Annotated in this window: 14 protein-coding genes; 8 read left to right on the forward strand and 6 right to left on the reverse strand. The window is 34.5% G+C overall.

Annotated features, from left to right (window positions below):
- Positions 1-544: 544 nt before the first annotated feature.
- Positions 545-1,240 carry an HAD family hydrolase gene (locus tag F6K18_RS21470; RefSeq protein WP_287523847.1) on the forward strand — a complete coding sequence of 232 codons (696 nt, stop codon included), beginning with the start codon at positions 545-547 and terminating at the stop codon, positions 1,238-1,240.
- 1,207 nt (positions 1,241-2,447) lie between these two features.
- On the opposite strand, the gene F6K18_RS21475 is transcribed toward F6K18_RS21470, so the two are convergent.
- The 3 genes from F6K18_RS21475 to F6K18_RS21485 all read right to left on the reverse strand — a co-directional run bounded on the left by F6K18_RS21475 (position 2,448) and on the right by F6K18_RS21485 (position 8,671).
- The gene (locus F6K18_RS21475; RefSeq protein ID WP_287523849.1) at positions 2,448-3,980 is read right to left on the reverse strand and encodes a glycosyltransferase family 39 protein; all 1,533 of its coding nucleotides are present in this window, start codon (positions 3,978-3,980) and stop codon (positions 2,448-2,450) included.
- Between the two features lie 629 nt (positions 3,981-4,609).
- A complete protein-coding gene (locus F6K18_RS21480; RefSeq protein ID WP_287523852.1) occupies positions 4,610-5,584 on the reverse strand; it encodes a lysylphosphatidylglycerol synthase transmembrane domain-containing protein in 975 nt (324 codons plus the stop codon).
- 1,272 nt (positions 5,585-6,856) lie between these two features.
- The gene (locus F6K18_RS21485; RefSeq protein ID WP_287523855.1) at positions 6,857-8,671 is read right to left on the reverse strand and encodes an aspartate kinase; all 1,815 of its coding nucleotides are present in this window, start codon (positions 8,669-8,671) and stop codon (positions 6,857-6,859) included.
- An 854-nt stretch (positions 8,672-9,525) separates the two neighbouring features.
- Here F6K18_RS21485 and F6K18_RS21490 point away from each other — a divergent pair.
- From F6K18_RS21490 to F6K18_RS21500, 3 genes are all read left to right on the forward strand, one after another.
- Positions 9,526-9,711 carry a hypothetical protein gene (locus F6K18_RS21490; protein ID WP_287523858.1) on the forward strand — a complete coding sequence of 62 codons (186 nt, stop codon included), beginning with the start codon at positions 9,526-9,528 and terminating at the stop codon, positions 9,709-9,711.
- Between the two features lie 108 nt (positions 9,712-9,819).
- Complete coding sequence (locus F6K18_RS21495) at positions 9,820-10,992, forward strand: zinc-binding dehydrogenase (RefSeq protein WP_287523861.1); 1,173 nt, start codon at positions 9,820-9,822, stop codon at positions 10,990-10,992.
- A gap of 272 nt (positions 10,993-11,264) precedes the next feature.
- On the forward strand, positions 11,265-12,044 hold the full coding sequence (locus F6K18_RS21500) for a hypothetical protein (protein ID WP_287523864.1): 780 nt from the start codon (positions 11,265-11,267) through the stop codon (positions 12,042-12,044).
- Between the two features lie 214 nt (positions 12,045-12,258).
- Here F6K18_RS21500 and F6K18_RS21505 read toward each other — a convergent pair whose 3' ends face one another.
- The gene (locus tag F6K18_RS21505; protein ID WP_287523865.1) at positions 12,259-12,978 is read right to left on the reverse strand and encodes a class I SAM-dependent methyltransferase; all 720 of its coding nucleotides are present in this window, start codon (positions 12,976-12,978) and stop codon (positions 12,259-12,261) included.
- A 254-nt stretch (positions 12,979-13,232) separates the two neighbouring features.
- A complete protein-coding gene (locus tag F6K18_RS21510; RefSeq protein ID WP_287523868.1) occupies positions 13,233-14,096 on the reverse strand; it encodes a sulfotransferase domain-containing protein in 864 nt (287 codons plus the stop codon).
- A 692-nt stretch (positions 14,097-14,788) separates the two neighbouring features.
- Between F6K18_RS21510 and F6K18_RS21515 the strand changes: the two genes are divergently transcribed.
- From F6K18_RS21515 to F6K18_RS21525, 3 genes are all read left to right on the forward strand, one after another.
- Positions 14,789-15,100 carry a hypothetical protein gene (locus tag F6K18_RS21515; protein ID WP_287523870.1) on the forward strand — a complete coding sequence of 104 codons (312 nt, stop codon included), beginning with the start codon at positions 14,789-14,791 and terminating at the stop codon, positions 15,098-15,100.
- A gap of 126 nt (positions 15,101-15,226) precedes the next feature.
- Positions 15,227-15,520 (forward strand): hypothetical protein, encoded by a 294-nt coding sequence (locus F6K18_RS21520; RefSeq protein ID WP_287523872.1) that lies wholly within the window; start codon positions 15,227-15,229, stop codon positions 15,518-15,520.
- Between the two features lie 292 nt (positions 15,521-15,812).
- On the forward strand, positions 15,813-17,492 hold the full coding sequence (locus F6K18_RS21525; RefSeq protein ID WP_287523875.1) for a metallophosphoesterase: 1,680 nt from the start codon (positions 15,813-15,815) through the stop codon (positions 17,490-17,492).
- 251 nt (positions 17,493-17,743) lie between these two features.
- Here F6K18_RS21525 and F6K18_RS21530 read toward each other — a convergent pair whose 3' ends face one another.
- On the reverse strand, positions 17,744-18,901 hold the full coding sequence (locus F6K18_RS21530; RefSeq protein WP_287523877.1) for a DUF819 domain-containing protein: 1,158 nt from the start codon (positions 18,899-18,901) through the stop codon (positions 17,744-17,746).
- 479 nt (positions 18,902-19,380) lie between these two features.
- Between F6K18_RS21530 and F6K18_RS21535 the strand changes: the two genes are divergently transcribed.
- Positions 19,381-20,325, forward strand: a complete 945-nt coding sequence (locus F6K18_RS21535; protein ID WP_353735136.1) for a lipid kinase — start codon at positions 19,381-19,383, stop codon at positions 20,323-20,325.
- The last annotated feature ends 6 nt before the right edge of the window (positions 20,326-20,331 follow it).

The following is a 20,331-nucleotide window of genomic DNA, read 5'->3' on the forward strand; positions in this document are numbered from 1 at the left end:
ATATTGATTTATAGTAATTACTTATCTACTAACAGAAAAGCATTTTATATTGGACTAAATATTAGATTTCATGGCTTAATTTAGTAATCCCGTATTTTCTAGGGGGTTGTCTTTATATTTGTACTTCTATCACAACTGCATTGTTTCTTTGCTAACTCATAATATAAAAAGATACATAAACTCCAAGCTTTTCAAAAGTATCTATGTAGACAAGACGTAAGTATTTAGCCGTCAGCAATCAGCTATTGCTTTTAGTGTTAGATAAAAGCAAAAAATAAAAGACAAAAATAAACAGTAAAAAATGGAGGTTTGAAATTAAATGATACTTTCGAGTGATAGCATCCCACAAGTAAGAGGACACTGTGGCACTATTAGAAAATTGGTATCTGAAGGACCCGCTAAATTGGTACATCACTTTAAAAGTAAGAAAAAATAGAATATTCGTAAATGGGTGAGAAAGGAAATACTTTGAGGATAAAATAATAGTTAAAAGTACGAAATATTTATTAATTTCTAAAACATTAACCAGTTACTCCGAATCAAAATGACTACAATACTATTTTGGGATCTTGACGGAACATTATTAACCACTGGTAGAGCAGGTATTTTTGCCCTAGAAGATGCTGCTAGAGAAATAATTGGCAAAGAGATAGATTTATCACAACTCCACACAGCAGGAGCAACAGATCGCTTACTAGCAGCTCAAATTTTAGAATTAGGGGGTATTATTCCCAATGATGGCAAAATAGACCAATTATTACAAGTTTATAGTGAATACCTACCTCAAAGTCTTACTAGAAAACAAGGGGCAATATTACAGGGAGTCAAAGAAATTATCTCTCATTTACACCCCAACCGTAACGATGTAATTTCTCTATTACTAACAGGAAATACCTCTGTAGGAGCAAAAGCAAAACTTACTCATTATGGTTTAGATAATTATTTTAATTTTACTCAGGGCGGATTTTCAGATACAGTAGCAGATAGAAAAGCGATCGCCCGTCAAGCGTTAACCAGTGCCCAAGAATTAGTCGGAGAAATTGACTTAGAAAAAGTTTATGTAATTGGAGATACGCCCAAAGATATAAACTGTTGTAATGCTATTGGTGCTAGGTCTATTGCTGTTGCGACTGGTTCCTATCAATTAGAGGAGTTACAACAACATAATCCTTGGTGGGCCATACCCTCTTTACCAATACCAGATGTTTTCTGCGACAAAATAGGTTTAGATAATCGTTAAAAAGTTACTGAAAAAACAAAATTTTATCTGAAGCTTTTATGACAAATTAAAGACCTAAAATTTCTCAAAACTTTATCTGTCAATTATTTGATATTTAATCAGCAAACCCTACTTATTGGAATTGCTATAACAGGAAAAATGGATTGACCTTAAAAAGCTTTGAAAAAGTAGAATTTATGAATTGATAGTATTAGATATCTCCAGAAAAGAGGTGAGATTTTTCCCTTCATCAAATCTTGCCATTAATCCTTCTTGATTCCAGAACTAAAAATATATTCATTTTATGAAGCTCATAGCGCGTCAAAGGATTTGAGGTTGCATCCTCACAATTTTTGTGATATCGTAAGTATTGAATGGGGTAACTCGCCTATACACATGACTTTTTATTCAACGTATTTTGCCTACTATATGAGCGATCGCTCATATTCAGGAATTTTTTCCAAGAGCAATATCAGAAAGATGTTCATCTTGTGCAGCCCTGATAAAAATGCTGGCTTTTACCGAAAAATTGGGTTTAAAGCCTCCCCCTTTTAGGGGGACTTTATGTTATGCTTAAAAAAGCGGAAAGGTATTCAACCGCTCTAAAAACCTATAGCTACCTAACTTGTAGCGTTTGCACCTTGAAAACTAGAGCTAGGGGGTTTTGTACAGGAATGCTTGTGCATGGAAAAGCTCTAAGCAACAAGTATCAGAGAACCAAAGTTTTTTTAAGGTTTAAACTGTACCGTAGGGCATACGGGAACAGGCTCTTGAAATAGAGCGAACGCTTGGGGAGAGAACCATCTCTGGACTAGATGCCGTAAGGTGTTTAGTTTAAGTGGACTCATTGAACCAAGAATCCTGGTTTCAGGAGAATCCCCGTGCGTTTACGCCGGGGAGTATGTCAACTCATCAAATCTTGCCATTAATCCTTCTTGATTCGAGAACCACAAACATCCTCATTTTCTTAAGCTCATGGCGCGTCAAAGGATTTGAGGTTGCATCCTCACAATTTTTGTGATATCGTAAGTATTAAATGGGGTAATTTGCCTACATGCATGACTTTTTATTCAACTTAAAATTGTATCGTTTCTGAGTGATAGAATGACCTTCCGCTTTGCTTCCCATATAAACGCGTTGGCGGAGGATGGTGGCGGCAGCTATAACCTTCAGGTTGTAGAAATGATTTGCGAAAAAAACAAAATATCACAACCTATTTAGCCAGACCTCAACTCAAATCATATAAATATACATAAGACCCAGGCTTTTCAAAAGTATCTATTCTGAGACCAATTTCATTCAGATAATAATTTAAAAATCTCCTTTCTGCCGGAATATGAGTATGAGAAAATAATAACCAAACTCTTTTATTCCCCCGCAATTTATCTAAGTCTTTTTCATATCTTGTCATTTCAGCAATAGATAATTCTTGACCATCATATTTATCTAAATCATCCACACCAATAATATAATCTCCTTCCTGATAACCATATTTTTCTGCATAATACTGAAACTGATATATACCTCGTTGATAAACATACAAAACATCCCCTGGTTGTTGATTTTTTTGAATATAATTCAGCACAGGCTTAATTTCTGAATAAGTTATCGGGTCTTCTATCAAATCAATAGCTTTTGATAAAGGTTTATATAACAATAAGATAACCAAGAAAATACCAATAATTTTTATCGGTCGAAATTTAGGTTTACTCAGAATATAACCTCCACCTGCTGCGATGAGAAAAATTACGAATGGAGTGAGAAATAAAACTAGACGACTCCGAAATGGGTATTGGTGTAAAAAGGATGCTAAAAAAGTTACGAATAATGGAGAAAGTAATAGCAATAAAATTTCTTTTCTGCTCAACCAACAAGAAATACAACCTACTAAAAAAAGGATAATAGCTAATCCATCCATCCATTTAGTAAACCCCAAGGGTTTATAGAAAAACTTGCCAAAAGCATCAAACATCCAAACAATATCAAATGGGGAACTAGGAAAACCATCGCCCCAAGAAGTTGTGAGAGTTTCGTTGCCAGTTAAACTTCTCAAAGACACAAAATAAAAGATGACAAAACTTAAAACCCAAGCTGAATAAATGAGTAATAAATTTTTGACTTTACTCAGGTCTTTCTGCCACAAATTAATGAGTAAAGCACTCCCCCCAATACTAGCCAAAATAAAGATAGAAGAATGAGAAAACCAAATAGCGATCGCTCCGAGCAAACCAAATCTAATCATTTGACCACAGTTCAATTTTGCCTTGACCAAAGGTAGTAATAGTAGATATAAAAAGAGAGCGATCGCTACATCACTAGAATATTGTTTTACTTCTGCGGAATAGTAGACTAAGTATTCCAAACTGGCAAACAAAATTAAACCGATAGGAATAGCAGATTTAGGAATCCATTTTTTTGCTAATTCATAAAATACAAACAACGAACCTATGCCACAAATAAAAGGAAATAATCGTAGAGCATACTCATTATTCCCTAATATCTGAACTGCCAATTTTTCTACCATCAAAAAACCAATCGGCGCACCTTGGTCATAATCCAAAGGTTGGAAAAATTCCAAATAAGAACGATTGACAATATTCAAAGCCAAAACCGCTTCATCCGCCCAAAGAGAACGATTAGATAAATATTGAACTAACCTGACAGCCACCCCAAAAGCAATAATTAAATATGGCAATATTTGATTGTCAAATAAAAATTTAAAATCTGGTAAACCAAACTTTTTATACCTAATAATTTCCATGTGAAGTCAAAATTCAAAAGTCAAAAGTATGTGAAGTCAAAATTCAAAAGTCAAAAGTCAAAAGTAATATTTTATAGAGCTACAAAACTTTGATTTTACAGTAATTTACCGAAATTATTGAACATTTAAAGTTGAAAATTATTTGTGGCATAGTCAATTAAAAAGTTAAAAGTTAAAAGTTAGATTTTATAGAGCTACAGAACTTTAATTTTACAGTAATTTACCGAAATTATTTACAGCATATTTCGGGCAAATGAGGTACAAGCTTGAATAGTAAAATCATTGTATTGCAGGCATCTTGCCCGCGACAGGTGTACCTCATAACAACGGGAAGCACTTTAACATTTAAAATTTGAAACTATTATACCAATTTGAAAAAAGAATGCTATATTTAAGTGACATTTCAATTATTAAGTAATTAACACAAGCTGAATTTTTTTTCGATAATTATTAGCCATTTATTGTTAATTATTCTTATTTTTACCTCTCCCCTACTCCCTCACTCCCCTACTCCCCCGCTCAATAAAATGTAGCAAACATTTATCAAATAGGTATTAGTCAAGCTTTTATCTAGAACTAAAAAAAAGCAATGGCTGATGGCTGATAGCTGATAGCTGACAGCTAAATGCTTACTGAGATTTTTTTATATTCTGCATTTTTTCCATAGCCATTAAATATTGTCCGAAAAATGGTAAACCAGCAATTGCTGGTAATACATAACGGGATGTACAAAGTAATCCTAAAGCTGCCCCAACTTCTGTAGAAAAATAAGGTTGATAAAACAGAATAAAAGCAGCATCACGAGTACCAACTCCAGCAAAAGTTAAAGGTAATAACCCAGCCAAAATTGCTAAGGGAGATAATGCTAAACTTGCCAAAAGTGGAACCGAAACATTTAATGCTAGAGTAAAAAACCAAATTTGTAATAAATGTCCGAACCAGATAAATATTGAAGTAGTAGCAATTTTGGTTAATTGTGCTTTGTCGTGCCAAAAATATCTGTGCATTTCTATCCAAGAATGCTCTAACTTATCAATCTTTGAATATATTTTTTTCGGAGCTATTTTTCGTGCTATTTTAAAAAATATATTGGTAAATTTGCGAGAAGATAATAATAATAATCCAATAATTAATCCTAAAGTTACTCCGGCAGTCATTACCCAAAATAATAAATCTTTTTCTGGATAAACAATCAATCCAAAAGCACACCATATTAACAAAGAAACTAAATCACAAGCCTTTTCAAATATCACTAGAGATAGAGATAAACTTCCCTCTAAATGCCCTTTTTGTTTCATAAAATAAGCTTTGACAATATCTCCCATTTTTGAGGGTAATATCATATTTAATACACTAGCAGCTAAAATTAATTGATTTGCTTCTCTAAAATTTAGATAAGATGATGATTTACTCCCTCTTTTTGGCATTAATTGTTGTAACCGCCAAGCAGTTAACATTGTCAATGGCGCTATCATACTAATACTAATTACCATCCATACAGGGTGAGAATTTTCGAATACTTTTATCAGTCCAGCAAAATCAATTTTCCAATATATAGCTGTCAGAATAAGTAAACTGATAATTATAGAAATTAGTCGTTTCATAAGGGATGCTCAAGTCTTTAACTTAGTCTAAATTACTATAGCAATTCCCAAAAAGCGTGAGGTACAAAATTTTAGGTTTGAGGGAATAGGGAATAGGGAACTCTTAACAGGGAACAGGGAATAAAAAGACAAAAAGATAACTGTACCTCACCACCTTGGGAAACGCTATATGGATAGTTCAATAATTATAGTAGTGGCGTTGCATAATATAACAACTGAGGAGTCAGTCCTCAGGAGTCAGAAGTCAGGAGGAAAAAAGTAATATCAATTTCTAAAAATAATGCTATTCTTGTAGAACACTTCAGTTATTAAGTAATAAATCAGCTTTAGCTTAGGAGTCAGGATAAATAGGAATTATAGAGGAGAAAGTCGGGAGAATTGTCCCTTTATTTTTCTGCTCTTACCTGCCCAAAATACTTACCGAATAATTAATAATTAATAATTCAATAATTCTGGTTTAAAGCCGACCCTTTTAAGGGGAAAAAAAGCGGTCTATCTTCGGAGCTTCCCGTAGGGTGAGATGGCAAGGTCTCCTCGCCATCTCCAATCGACCAAGAAAAGAAATAATATTTCCTTATATTCAATTCCGTAACGGTTTTAACCAGAGGTAATTATCCATTATTAATTATCAATTAATGAATTTTTTAGCTTTTTATAGCGCTACACATTAAGGTTAGGAAATTTATAAATTATGAAACCTTTTGACAGTTTACTATTCCCTAGCACGTGGCTCTATAGACCGAAAAGCCGGCATTTTTTTTCATCAAAAAAGGCACTTACCTTTATCTATAAATGCTTTGATAATTAATCAGCAAATCCTAATTACAAGAGAAACCCATTGAGCTACGGTTATCCATTTTTCTAGGGTTTATTTAACACTCAACCAAATTAAATATTCTTGGAGAAGCAAGTAAAAGAAATATTATTGATATTACAAAAATAGCAATAGAAATAGCGCGTACCAAATATTTTATTTTTCTCATTTTTTCCATTATTTTCGGATAATAACTTATCAAAATAATATGGGTCGCGCAACCACACCTTTTAAGGCGCAATATTTTTAGAGAGAAGCTCAAATCTCCGTTACAAAAATAACTTCTGACTTCTGACTTGGGAACTTCTGACTTCGTTAAATCCAGTCCGCTTAATTAGTAATAAAAAACTTTCTTCTTCTGTTGCTTCTTTTTTCCTCCTGAGTCCTGACTCCTTTTTTTGTCAATGATTTGAGGTAATTATTAATTATTAATTGTTGAACTACCTGCTTAATTAATATCAAGTAGGAACTTTAATTGCCTCATTACCAGGCAAACCAAAAGCTTTGTGAATAACTTGCAACGCTTTCACTCCATCCTCCTCTTCTACCACACAACTAATTTTAATTTCCGAAGTAGCAATCATCAAAATGTTGATTTGACTTGCTGCCAACGCCTCAAACATTTGTGCTGCTACCCCTGGATGGGCAATCATTCCAGACCCGACTACACTCACTTTAGAAATAGCACTCTCCAACACTACTTCTCCCCAACCAAACTCTAATGCTGCATTTGCCAAAATTTGATATGCAGTTTCTCCCTCTGGTTGGGAAACAGTAAAAGCAAGATCGCGAGTCAAAACCCCATCCACACTATGACAACGTTGTGACTGAATAATCATATCCACACTAATATTATTCTGCGCCAACAAACCAAATATCTTAGCTGCAACACCTGGGGTATCTGGAATGTGACGCACCGCTAGTCTTCCTTGCTTCATATCCAAAGCAACTGCTCGCACTGGTGAGGGAACTTCTTCCGACTCAGAAGTAGTAGAGTTAGTAGAAATATCTGCAACATCCACATCAAATGCTTGACACAAAGAATTAACTGCCTTTTCACAGTCTTCTGCATCAACCACACAACTAACCTTAACTTCCGAAGTAGAAATCATTACTATATTTACTCCTGCTGCTGCCAAAGTCTCAAACATTTTTGCTGCTACTCGTGGTCGTCCGATCATTCCCGCACCCACAAGACTAACTTTAGCAATAGGTCGCTCTTGTGTTTTGATTTCCGGTTCGCCCAAACTGGGGTCAGAATTTTTTCCTAAAGCAGGTAGTATGGCATCCGCTACTGCTGCCGCTTGTTTCAAAGTATCTTTCCCGACGGTAAAGGCAATATCATTAGTATTACTTTCGTGAATAGACTGAATAATCAAATCTACATCTATATTTTGTACGGCAATACCAGAAAATAATTTGGCTGCTACACCAGGGCGATCAGGAACCCGCAACAAAGAAACTCCTCCTTGGTCGATGTCATATTCCACAGCATCTACAGATTTTGTCAACTCCAAATCTTGCAAAGCACGACGTTTGGGTATTGGGGAAACTACACGAGTACCCGGTGCATCGCTCCAACTGGATAAAACTACTAATGGCATTCCATAATTTCGAGAAATTTCAACTGCCCTAGGATGTAGCACTTTTGCACCCAGACTTGCCAACTCCAACATTTCATCACAGGTAATTTCTGACATTAACTGTGCTTCGGGTACTATACGGGGGTCAGTTGTTAAGATTCCAGGTACGTCTGTATATATTTCACACCTTTCTGCTTGGAGTGCTGCTGCTAAAGCGACTGCGGAAGTATCCGAACCGCCTCTACCTAATGTTGTGATTTCCTGGTGACGAGTTTGACTAATACCTTGGAAACCTGCAACGACTACAACTTCTCCTAGTTGCAGATGTTCTTCTATGCGTTGGGTTTGAATATGTAAAATTCGAGCGCGGGAATGTTCGGCTTCTGTGACTATTCCTACCTGCGCTCCAGTCAGAGAAATAGCTGGTACTCCCAATTCTTGTAACGCCATACTCAGTAGAGCGATGGTAACTTGTTCCCCTGTGGATAGTAGCATATCCATTTCTCGACGACAGGGGTTAGAAGAGATTTCGTTTGCTAGTTTGACTAAACCATCTGTGGTTTTTCCCATTGCCGAAACGACTACTACAACTGAGCGATCGCTGGCTGTTTTAGCTATACGTTGGGCCACTGCTTTAATTCTTTCCACAGACCCAACTGATGTACCACCGTATTTTTGGACTATTAGCATCTTGATTTGAGAATTAGACTATTAAAATATAAACTGTATTAATTTAAATTCTTCCGTTAAAAGTTGTAAACCGGATTGATTAAAGTGTATCTTTTTATATTTAATTTGGTGTGATAACTTTAATTTCAGAACATTAAGAAAAATTGGCGTTGGTGAAGCGTGTGTATGATATTAATCTTAATTAGGGTTTGCGCTCATAAAGTCTTTTTGCTGGGGTAGGAGACAGGAGACAACCCACCCCTCGCCCCTCCCCCGACCGTGGAGGGGAAGACAGGAGACAACCCACCCCTCCCCCTCCCAGGAGGGGAGAAATGGGAATCAGCGAGGAGGTAGGAGCTAAGTTTTGTCTCTCAATTTTTCTGCCATAATCATCCCAAAATACTAGCTTTATGCAGCTCTTTCCATTCCAAAGCTGGTACTTTTTTCAACTCTAAAACGCTAAAACCAATATCAGTCAATACTTTTAGATTTGATCGGTCACGCCCTAATTATACCAAATTCAAAAAAGGTAGTTACATCTTAATTAGTAATTTATTCCTATAATAAAAAACGGCGTTGGTAAATCAGTGTATGATATGAATCTTAATTCTTGAGGAGTCAGGAGTCAGTCCTCAGGAGTCAGGAGGAAAGAAAGAATAAGAAACCCCCAGTAGAAGGATAAAGTTTTTTGGTCGCGTAAAGGTCACGGAGTTCTATTGAACTCTTATCAGGACATGGTATCATACCTCAAATTACCAACGCCTAAAAAACAATTAATCCCATAATTTATAAAAATCAAACATTTTTTCCTATTTTTTATCATATTTTTCTTTCCCTATTCCCTGTTCCCTATGTTGTGACTGTAGCAATGTTTTATGAAATTGGTATTACTCAGGAGTCAACCCACCCCTAACCCCGACCGTGGAGGGGAACTCAGTCAGACCGAGTCAGGAGGGAAGAAAGAAGAAGAAAGAGAAATAGAAGGAGAAAGTTTTTTGTTTAGCTGGCGCAAAACGCACGTTAACGGTACGCGACAGGTCAAGAGTACCATTCAGGACTGAAAACGCGGAGCGCGGAAGGTCGTTCTATCGAACTCTGACCCGGACATGATATCATACCTCAAATCACCAACGCCGAAAAATTGTATTAGTTTGATGGAGTAGAACATTATGAACAATCTAATAAACAAAACTGCCACAATGCAAGCGCTAGTTCTGTGGGATCTTGGCAAGTTTGAAGTCCGTGAAGTTCCAAAACCTCAAGTTGGTTCTAATGAAATTCTGTTACGCTCATCAGCAGTTGGTGTATGTGGTTCGGACTTTCACATTTTTTCTGGGGAAAGCAACTTTAATAAGGATAAATACGGTCAACCTATCCCCCTACTCCAACAACCCCAAATTCTAGGTCACGAAATTGTGGGTGTGGTAGTAGAAGCGGGTACGGAGGTTCAAGATTTGTCTGTAGGCGATCGCGTAGTTCTAGACCAGGGTTTAAATTGTTTGAGTCAAAAGGGAAAATCTCTATGCGAATATTGTCTTACCGGAGATTCCCACCAATGTGAAATTTATCAGGAATATGGTATTACTGGTTTAGCAGGAGCGTTCGCTGAATATTTGACAGTTCCTGCTGTGAATGCCATTAAAATCAATTCTGATTTGGAAAGCGTCCAAGCTGTTCTTACAGAACCTCTTGGTTGTATCATTCACACATCTGATGTAGTAGCCAAAACCCGCACCCGCTATCAAATTGCTGCTGAAGAGTTGGAGCGTCGCGTGCAATCAATTCTAATTTTTGGAGCTGGTCCAGCGGGAATTTTGTTTCTTCAGTACCTACGCAACATCCTTGGATATGAGGGTTTAATTATGGTCAGCGAAACAAATGCTCAAAAGCGTGAGTTAGTTAAAAGTTTTGGTGCAGATGTCATAGATCCTCAAGCGGTAAATATTGTAGAAGCAGTGAGAGAAAAGACCAATGGACGTTTAGTAGAGTATGTAATTGATGCTTGCGGAAATGGTTTAATTTTTAAATCTATTCCCAGTTTGATGCGTAAACAAGCAACGTTTCTGATATACGGTTATGGACATGGGGGAGTAGATTTGAGCGTCTTAAATAACTTACAATTTATGGAGACAATATTGGTTTGTGCGACGGGAGCTTCGGGAAAATTCAATGCTCAGGGACGATCATTAACCTACTCTCAAGCACTCAGAGCGCTGGAAGAAAAACAGATAGATGTGTCATCATTGATTACACACCGTTATCACTCTCTGGAAACTGTACCACAAGCGTTTATACATGACTACAAATTGTCGGATTATATTAAAGGCGTAGTTTTATTATGATCAATTTTTGGATGAGTGAAAAACAAAGGCAATAATAATAGATTGTATCGATCGGAACTTACGCACCAAGCGCCATATTTAGTAGGGGCGAATGCAATTCGCCCCCTACGGATAGTGTGTTGTCTAAGAATTTGCCTAAGTCCTGTTGATTTTAAATTCTTTGGTTGAAGGTTGTTAACCGGATTGATTAAAATGTTGTATAATTTAACGTTTAAAAAATAATTAATTTTAGTCAAATATTGATAATTTATCTAATGCCAGAAATTAATTGGATGACAATTTTAGAATCACAACAAGATGAATTTCTTATCAAACTAAGAAACAGAATGCCTTTATTTACAAGGAGTAAATATGACTTTGATGAAGCTATTCATTTATATTCATTTGTTGATTGTGATGACTTAGAAGAAAAAATGAATCGCTTTTGTGAAGAGTTAACATGGAAATACAATAGGAATTACTTTCCTGATAAATTTATTAATTATAAAATAGGTAAAATAGGAGAAGAATCTGTAAAACAATATTTAGGCGAATTAATTAGTGATATTGATTACAAGTTATATGAATGGGGAGATGCTGGAACAGATTTCTATTTAAGGGATAATAGAGCAGTAAATTTACAAGTTAAAACTACTTGCTTTGATAGAATATTGGATAGATATATTGATTGTGAAATAGATGAATTTATTTATGAGTTATATAGGGGATATGTCAACCTAGAACATGATTTATGCCAGAAATTTCTGGATAGAGTTAAATGGAAAATAAGTGAAAAAGAACAAAAGAAAAACAAAATTTGTATTTTTGTTCTATTATTAAATCCGGTAGTAGCAGATAGAATACCTAGCTATGTTGATATTGATGCAATAGATAAATATTTGATACCATACCTAATGAGAACTAATTCTGGTTTTCCACAAATAGATGTTAGTTACAGTTCTATATTATGTGGATTTAAACCAACAGATTTATTAAAACCTGATACAGATATTTATTTAAAAGACCTATTTTATATTGGTGGACTCAAAGGCTATCTAAAACATTTTATTTAAAATTATTAGAAGGAAAGGAATATAGCAATCCTCCGCATATTCGTGGCAAAAATATTACTGCTTTTTAGAGATAACTTAACTGGGAACAGGCAACAGGTAGGAGTTTAAACTTTTTTATTTACTTTTGAATTACCCGCAACCTATGGAGGATTCCTATAGAATTTTCAGACGCAAGAATTTGCCATAATTTTTGAGTTTCAGTACCAAGAGACTGTTATCTCTTTTTGTAGACCGCCAAGTTATTATCATTATTAATACCTTGAAAATAAAATCCTGTTTCATCGAATAACTTCTGATAAGCATCCTGTCTAAACAAAGTAATTTTTAGTTGTTCTTGAGCTATAATTTCACCATCTTTCTTAAATAAATAGCTTTTTTTCCGAGTGTGATAATCTACTTTATCTTCTAATTCCTCAATAATTTGAGAATATACAATTCCTCCAGGTAAATTTTGTTCAAAATCAATACCCGACTTTTGTATACTTAACAAAAACAAACTTCCTGTTCGTAAATGACGAGCTAAATTTTTTAATCCTTGATAGTTAGCTTGAACATCAGGAATATGACTCACTAACTCCAGGCGATCGCCACAACTAATAAATAACCAAACTCCTGCATTTGATATAGCAACATCAAAGGTTTTATTTAATTCCATTGTGAGAGCATTAGCTACAATCAACTTAGCTTTATTTCCCAAACGTTTTTTAGCAATTTCCACAAAGGATGGTGTAATATCAACTCCAGTAAACTGACAAGTCTTGTCAATTTCTATGTACTTTTCTGCAAGTAATCCTGTTCCTACTCCTATTTCAAGAATCTGACAATTATTACCTACAATTGAATATGCTTTCTTAGCTATATTATGGTAGTCATAGTAGCCAGACATCATCAACAAATCATAATAGTTAGTAATTCCTGTATATTGATTAACCATTTTTTTTACCAAAATTTTCAGATTTAATTATATCAATTTTTCCCCCTTTTTTGAGAAAAATTATATTAGTTAATCTTGACCAATAATTTTTATTGTTTAGGAACATTTTTTACGAATTGTTTATAAATTAACGAGAAATTTTAAGTTTGAGTACCAGGAGTTCCGATCCTCAATTTTTGATTTAATCTCTGAGTTTGAGAAACTGAGAAATACAATTTCTCATTACTTTACTGTTCTATGAAAAAAAATCATAACTATTCAGGAATTTCCCATAAAGTTTCAGCTTCAGTACCAGCAGTTCTCATCCTCAACTTTTGACTTAATCTCTGAGTTTGAGAAAGTGAAAAATGTGACTTCCAATCTCCGACTTTTCCTTTACGAATAAATGGAGTCATATTAGCAGGACGTTTGCTAGACCAACGATTTTGATTTTTGCTCATGCTAGTAAAATTTGTATGATGAAGAATACTGTCTATAATTTGGCGATTGGCGATTTTTTCTACATAATTATCACCTAAAAATTCTGCTATGGCAGTAAGATTTATTTTGGGGTTATTTTTCATAGATTCATAGGTTAAAAACAGAACATTTTCATCATTTTTATGTTGCACCCAACCAAGTAAATGATCGAAATAATCTCCCCAGTCTACTTCTGCATTAATAAAACATTCAAAAAAATCATCAAATGTACCTTCCGCAAAATCATAATGTTTGACAAATCCTTGAGTATGATAATAAAAAGAAACAGCACAGTCGAAAGGATTACGAGCTACATAAATATATTTTGCATCAGGATTATAGGGAGTTAAATCATAAGTTAAATGGGTTTTGATAAAACGAGGTTCGGATAAAGATTTCACAAAATCACTTCCCACCTTTTCCAGATAAGGAACTTCTAAATTAATTTTTTTATCTAAAGGTAATGGTTTTCCATGATGGGATAGCATCCAAACAATATGTTGAGTCCAAGTTGTTCCACATTTAGGATAAGTAACAATAAAAGTGTCTTTTGTTTGAGCTTGATATGTAAGTCCAGAGTCAAAAATTTCTGGAGAAAGTCCCATTGGTAGCCGAAAATTTTTGTGCAGTTTATAGCGAGGTTTGATAGTTTTTTTCATTAAGGCTAACTCCTTTTTTTTTTAGTTATTTTTCACCAAAACTTTTACCTTCGATTTTACCTTAATTATCTAGAAATTTCCTAAGAATTGACAAAGTATTTTTTTGATAGTATTGTTACCATAAATTCATAATTATAGTTTGATAGTTTAAGCAAGAATAACTTAATAGGAGTAAATATGCAATCCATAACTTTAGAAAAGTTGCTTGTTGAAAGAGCAAGCCAGAATTTTTCTGAATATAAAACCCAAGCTCATGTTAACTGGAAACAACTTTTAAATACAGTAAGCATTCAGCCGTCAGCTAGCCTCTTTCAGAGGAGCTTCGCTAACAGCTATCAGCTATTGTTTCTGATGTCCTATAAAAGCTTTATTAATGGTACTTATACTAAATCCGGTTTATAGAGTATCCTTTTGGGAAGGTGGGGAGATGGGGGGATAGGGAGATGGGGAGATGGTTATAGAGGATTTGGAAAAAGGTACTTTTAATAACCGTATTTGGTATTAGATATTTTCAGGAATAAAAATCGCTTTTTTGGGTTTTATATGCGCAGCAAAGCATTCCAAAGGAAAGGAAAAATCAGTTTGCTGATAGCTGACAGCTAATAGCTGAATGCTTACTAAATAAACAATTAGAAAGTATAGAATATCGAGCAGCTCAACCATTTATTGAAGGTTTAGCAAAAATCAAAGATTTGATTCAAGATATTCCTAATATTAATCATCTTTCCAATTTTTTATACGAACAAACTGGATGGCAATTATGGCCGGTTATAGGATTATTAGAAGCAGATAAATTTTTTGCTCTACTTTCTCATCGTTATTTTGCCGTAGCAACTTTTGTGAGATCGAATGCTGATATTAATTTTTCTCCATTTCCCGATCTTTGGCATGATGTTTTTGGTCATATTCCCTTACTTTTTTCCCCAATATATTCTAATTTTTGGCAATATTTAGGTAATCAATATGTAACTAGAGAAAATCTCAACAGCAAAGATATAAAATAGAAGATACCTGGGTACATCTCACATTTGCCAAAATACTTTTTTCCTATTCCCTATTTTTTTCATACCTGTTCCCTGTTCCCTGTTCCCTGTTCCCTAAAACCGATAAATTTTCGGCTTTATTCAAAATTGAGATGCACCCAGATATATCGGCTTTTTTGGTATACAATTGAAGTTGGTATTTGCTATGAAAAAGGGAAACTTAAAGTTTATGGAGCTAGTCAACTTTCTAGTATTGAAGAAATAAAATATGCCTTGAGCGATTGGCCGATTAGATATCCCTTTAAACTATGGGAAGTGATGAATTTTCCAGTGGAAATTGATCGGATACAAGATCGGCTATTTGAAATTCCTTCCTTTGAATATTTAAGAGTAATTCAAGACGATTTTGACAGTTACATTAAATCTAATCAACTCATATAAAATATATAGCAATCAGTTGTGATTTGTGAGAATTTGTAATATTTTATCGTAGGGGTTTGGTTGAAAAACCCCATCTTAGCTAGGGTTTGGTTTCCAAACCCCTACAGTTTTTTCTCACATCTTATTCCTGATTGCTATAGATGAGATTATCATCATAATTATCTCTGAAAATTGTCTAATTATTTCTATGTTTAATCCTCCTCCATAAATATTTGAAAATCCCAGAGATTCTTATCGTAATCCATGGATTTTTGGTATTTTAATTATTGTTGTTATTTTCCTATTTATAGTTATGTATTCTCTCGAATCTCCAGCTCAATTTTTAACAGATCCATTTCTCCAAGCTCCGACAGAAAATTCTGTACAAGTTGTTTGGTTTACTGAATTTCCTGGCAAAGGTCATTTTGTAGTTTATGGTGAAAATTTGAATCAAGTTATTGAGGCAAATACTACTAAACTAAGTCGCACTCGTGAAGATCAAGATTCTATGGTAGGGAAACAAACAGAAAAAGGTTTAATTTATCAACAACCTATTATGAGAGATATCTGGCGACACGAAGCCAAAGTTATTGGTTTAACACCTAATATTTCTGTGCCATATCGAATTATTAGTGAAAAGGAAAATGGGGAAAATATTAGCAGTAAAATTTTTACTTTAGCTGCTCAACCAACTCCAGATACATCTTTAAAAATTCTCCTAACTTCCGACCATCAATTAAAACCAATGAGTTCGGCAAATATGCAAAAAGTCACAGAAACTTTTGATAAATTAGACGCTATTTTTTTTGCTGGAGATTTAGTTAATATTCCTGACCGTGCTTCAGAATGGTTTGACGATAATCGAGGAAATGCTTTTTTTTGTAATCTCCAAGGTAGAGCAAATTATGAACTAGAAAAAAATGGTAAAAAAACGATCTACACAGGAGGAGAGTTAATTCAAAATATGCCTCTCTTCCCAACAATTGGCAACCACGAAGTTATGGGTATATTTTCCATGAAAAATTCTTTGAATTACCAATTTCGTCAACCCTACCCACGAGACGCTGCGTCAGATTTATATAGGCAAAATTCCACAAATATCAATCCTGATATAGCTTGGTTAAAAAATAATTCTTTTAATACTGACACTTACCAAGAAATTTTTACGCTGCCTAAAAATAATTCAGAGGAAAAAAATTACTATGCTGTAACTTTTGGCGATGTACGTTTAATAGTTTTATATATTACGAATATCTGGAGAGTTCCCCGTTTAGATGATAATGCTAGAGGCAAATATCGGGAACAGAAAAAAGATTTTGATAATCCGGCTGAATGGGGTTATGGCCAGCATATTTTTGAACCTATTAATCAAGGTAGCGAGCAATATAATTGGTTGGAAAAAGAGTTGGCAAGTCAGGAATTTAAACAAGCTAAATATAAAGTCGTAATGTTTCACCATCCGCCCCATTCTTTAGGTGAAAATGCTATTCCTGCTTATACTAATCCCATCCAATATATTGACCGCGATGAAAATGGTAATATTACGATGATTCGTTATGAATATCCCCAAAAAAATGACTATATTATTCGAGATGTTTTACCATTATTAGAAAATGCTGGCGTACAGTTAGTATTTTATGGGCATTCTCATCTTTGGAATCGCTTTATTAGTCCAAGTGGAATGCACTTTCTAGAAACATCTAATGTAGGTAATAGTTATGGAGCTTATGTAGGAGATAAAAAGCGAAATGTACCTTTAGATTATCAGGAAAAATATGCTGAAGTTGGTAATCCTAATGGTTTAGAACCGATAATTCCAACCATTGCACCTTTGCTAAATGAAAAGGGAAAACCTCAACCCTATATTGCTAGTAATGATATGACAGTTTTTAGTATTTTTGAGACCGAGACAGGAAAAGTTAGTAGTTACTATTTTGATACCAGAAAACCTAATTCTGAAGTAGTAAAATTTGATGAATTTAAACTTTTTTAGGGAGTAGGGAATAGGTAGGGTTTGCCGATCAAATAGCAAAGCATTGACAGATAAAACTTTGAGCAATTTTAGGTCTGGAAAAAGTACCAGCTTTTCGATCAATAGAGCTGAAAAAGTGAGGATTTTGGGGTAACGCGAGGCAGAAAAATTAAGGGACTATTCTTCTGTACGAGCGATTCAGATAGATGCCCCTACAACTCCCCGTTCCTCCTGAATCCTGACTCCTGACTCCTGACTCCTTCCCCTATTTTTTAACGCAAAAAATTAGCTAAAGCAACTCCAATAAAAGTCGCTAAAGCATAACCAAAAGTACCACAAAGAATGGCAGGAGTTACTAATTTATACCAATTTTTCGCTTTTGCCATAGCAGCAGCAGTAGTAGGACCTCCCAAATTCGCATTAGAAGCTACAACTAACTCAGCCAATTCTAAGTGCAATAATTTACCAGCTAATAACAGAAACAGCAAATGAACAGTCAAAATTACGCCAGCGAAAATAAATAAAACTGGTCCAAATTCTATAACTTTCCAGATATTAGCACTAGCTCCAATTACGGCAAAAAATATCTGCATTAACAAAGTACCAATTTTGTCTGCTACTGTTAATTTTCCTAAATATTGGGGAAATATTGTGGCGAGAGAAACTATTAAAATAGTGGTGACTAAAATTGCTGCTTTAGCAATGCCTAATAAACCAGCAATACTAACGCCTAATGCAGCTAAAATCCCACTAATAGCTAATGCTTGACTCATATCTATAACCGATAATTCTTGTGTTAGTGACTCAGAAAAATTCCTTTTACTTTGTTCTCGAAAGCTAGTATCTTTAGCAAAATTATTACCAGGAAAAATTTGTTTTATCCATTTCAGAGAAGGTAAAGCAAACAACAGCAGAAAAAACAAAGTCATAGCCAAATTATCTGCTGCTGTTCCTGCAGTTAATAAATCTCCCGAATCTAAATTTAATTCAATAATTTGAGCAGTGGCAAAAAAATTTACAGACCCACCAATGTAAGTAGCAGAAAAAACTCCAGCTAATTTCCAACCTAACTCACTTATAGGAATCAAATAATATGCCAATATAGTTCCCAAAACTGTTCCCAACGCACCTAAAAAATAAGCCATTAAAACTCGCCCAGATTCATGGATAATTTGTAAGATATTAGCTTGAAATAAAAGCAGAGGAATAGAAAAAGGAACCAGAAAAGACCAAACTATATTATAAGCAGGAGCATCAATAGGTATAATTCTTAGATTCGACAGAAAAAATGTTACTAGCATAGTTACAACAGCACCAGAAATACTTGCACCCCACCTTTTCTGTTCTGACCAAAAACCAATAGTTGCTGCTGAGAGAAGAATTGCCCAAATAGCAAAATTTTGCTCAGGTTGAATCAAACTGTTTGTCATAACTGGTAGAAAATTGTTTTTCCGGGATAATTCACAAAATTCTACAAAAATATGTTAGTAAATACAATAGATCTCTCCAGAAAAGAGGGAGTAAGGAATAGGGGGAAAATAATTGACGGTTTCTACTTGATAATTGATTTGATTTTTGATTTTTGGAGATATCTAATATGAAATCCGGTTATATAGCAATCAGAAATGATTTTGATAGAATTTAAGAACAATTAAGATTAATCAAAATCCTTTGATATTCTGACTCCTGTACCGGTGATTTCCTAGGGAATGCTCCTAATTACGCGAATCACCCCGACGATTTCTGACTCCTAATTAGCACTAAAATCTCACAAATGAAATATAATTGCTATACAGTTATTCCATTTGCTACTTCCCATCAAAACAGACCTTACTCAATATACTATTAAACAATTTACTTGCTTAAATTCTGCCTTTTTTTATTACTTTTAACTTTTGAAATTTAACTTTTGACTTTCTTTATGAACCCAGATAAGATAGAATTAAAAAAAGCTCTTTTATTAGTAAATACTCATGCCAGAAAAGTTCAAGATAATCTAAATTTAGCCTTAACTTATTTACAAGATTTTGGTCTAGAAATTATCTGCAAAGAAACTCAATCTCCCCAGGATTTTAACCATTTTATTCAAAACTATAAAAACCAGGTAAATATGGTAATTATTGGTGGTGGAGATGGCACATTAAACTTGGCAGTAGATGCTCTAGTAGACACAGGTTTACCCTTAGGAATTTTACCACTAGGCACTGCTAACGATCTAGCTAGAACTTTAGGAATTCCTGTGTCTTTGTTTGAAGCTTGTCGAGCGATCGCTACAGGTAAAAAACGTTATATAGATTTAGGTGTAGTTAATGGCAAATATTTTTTCAATGTTGCTAGTATCGGATTAAGTGTAGATATTACTAACAATTTAACTAAAGAAGCAAAACGTCGATGGGGTATATTAGCTTATACTATTACTGCCAGTAAAATGATTTTAAAAAGTCGCCCTTTTACTGCAGAAATTCGCTGCAATGGTGAAACAAAAATAGTTAAAACTCTACAAGTTGCGGTAGGAAATGGCAAACATTATGGAGGTGGTATGACTATTGCTCACGATGCTGCGATTGATGACCAAAGACTAGATTTATACAGTTTAGAAATCAAGTATTGTTGGCAATTTATCGGTATGTTGCCTTCTATATGGCAAGGAAAATATCAAGAAAATTTTGGATTTCGTTTCCTTTCTGGTTCTGTATTTAATGTTTATACCCGTAAACCTCGTCCCATTAATACAGACGGGGAAATTGTTACTTATACTCCAGCACATTTCCAGGTAGTTCCTTTAGCTTTAGCCGTTATTGTACCCAGGAAACTAACAACTGAAAAAGAAAAACTTAACCCTGTAATTGATTAGTGCCGC

It is taken from the genome of Okeania sp. SIO2C2, from assembly GCF_010692625.1.
GTDB classification, from domain to species: Bacteria; Cyanobacteriota; Cyanobacteriia; order Cyanobacteriales; family Microcoleaceae; genus Okeania; species Okeania hirsuta.

What these genes read in the sequence shown, in the direction of transcription:
- F6K18_RS21470 (WP_287523847.1), top strand. Translation starts at nt 545, where the DNA reads ATGACTACAATACTATTTTGGGATCTTGACGGAACATTATTAACCACT.
- F6K18_RS21475 (WP_287523849.1), bottom strand. Translation starts at nt 3,980, where the DNA reads ATGGAAATTATTAGGTATAAAAAGTTTGGTTTACCAGATTTTAAATTT.
- F6K18_RS21480 (WP_287523852.1), bottom strand. Translation starts at nt 5,584, where the DNA reads ATGAAACGACTAATTTCTATAATTATCAGTTTACTTATTCTGACAGCT.
- F6K18_RS21485 (WP_287523855.1), bottom strand. Translation starts at nt 8,671, where the DNA reads ATGCTAATAGTCCAAAAATACGGTGGTACATCAGTTGGGTCTGTGGAA.
- F6K18_RS21490 (WP_287523858.1), top strand. Translation starts at nt 9,526, where the DNA reads ATGAAATTGGTATTACTCAGGAGTCAACCCACCCCTAACCCCGACCGT.
- F6K18_RS21495 (WP_287523861.1), top strand. Translation starts at nt 9,820, where the DNA reads ATGAACAATCTAATAAACAAAACTGCCACAATGCAAGCGCTAGTTCTG.
- F6K18_RS21500 (WP_287523864.1), top strand. Translation starts at nt 11,265, where the DNA reads ATGACAATTTTAGAATCACAACAAGATGAATTTCTTATCAAACTAAGA.
- F6K18_RS21505 (WP_287523865.1), bottom strand. Translation starts at nt 12,978, where the DNA reads ATGGTTAATCAATATACAGGAATTACTAACTATTATGATTTGTTGATG.
- F6K18_RS21510 (WP_287523868.1), bottom strand. Translation starts at nt 14,096, where the DNA reads ATGAAAAAAACTATCAAACCTCGCTATAAACTGCACAAAAATTTTCGG.
- F6K18_RS21525 (WP_287523875.1), top strand. Translation starts at nt 15,813, where the DNA reads ATGTATTCTCTCGAATCTCCAGCTCAATTTTTAACAGATCCATTTCTC.
- F6K18_RS21530 (WP_287523877.1), bottom strand. Translation starts at nt 18,901, where the DNA reads ATGACAAACAGTTTGATTCAACCTGAGCAAAATTTTGCTATTTGGGCA.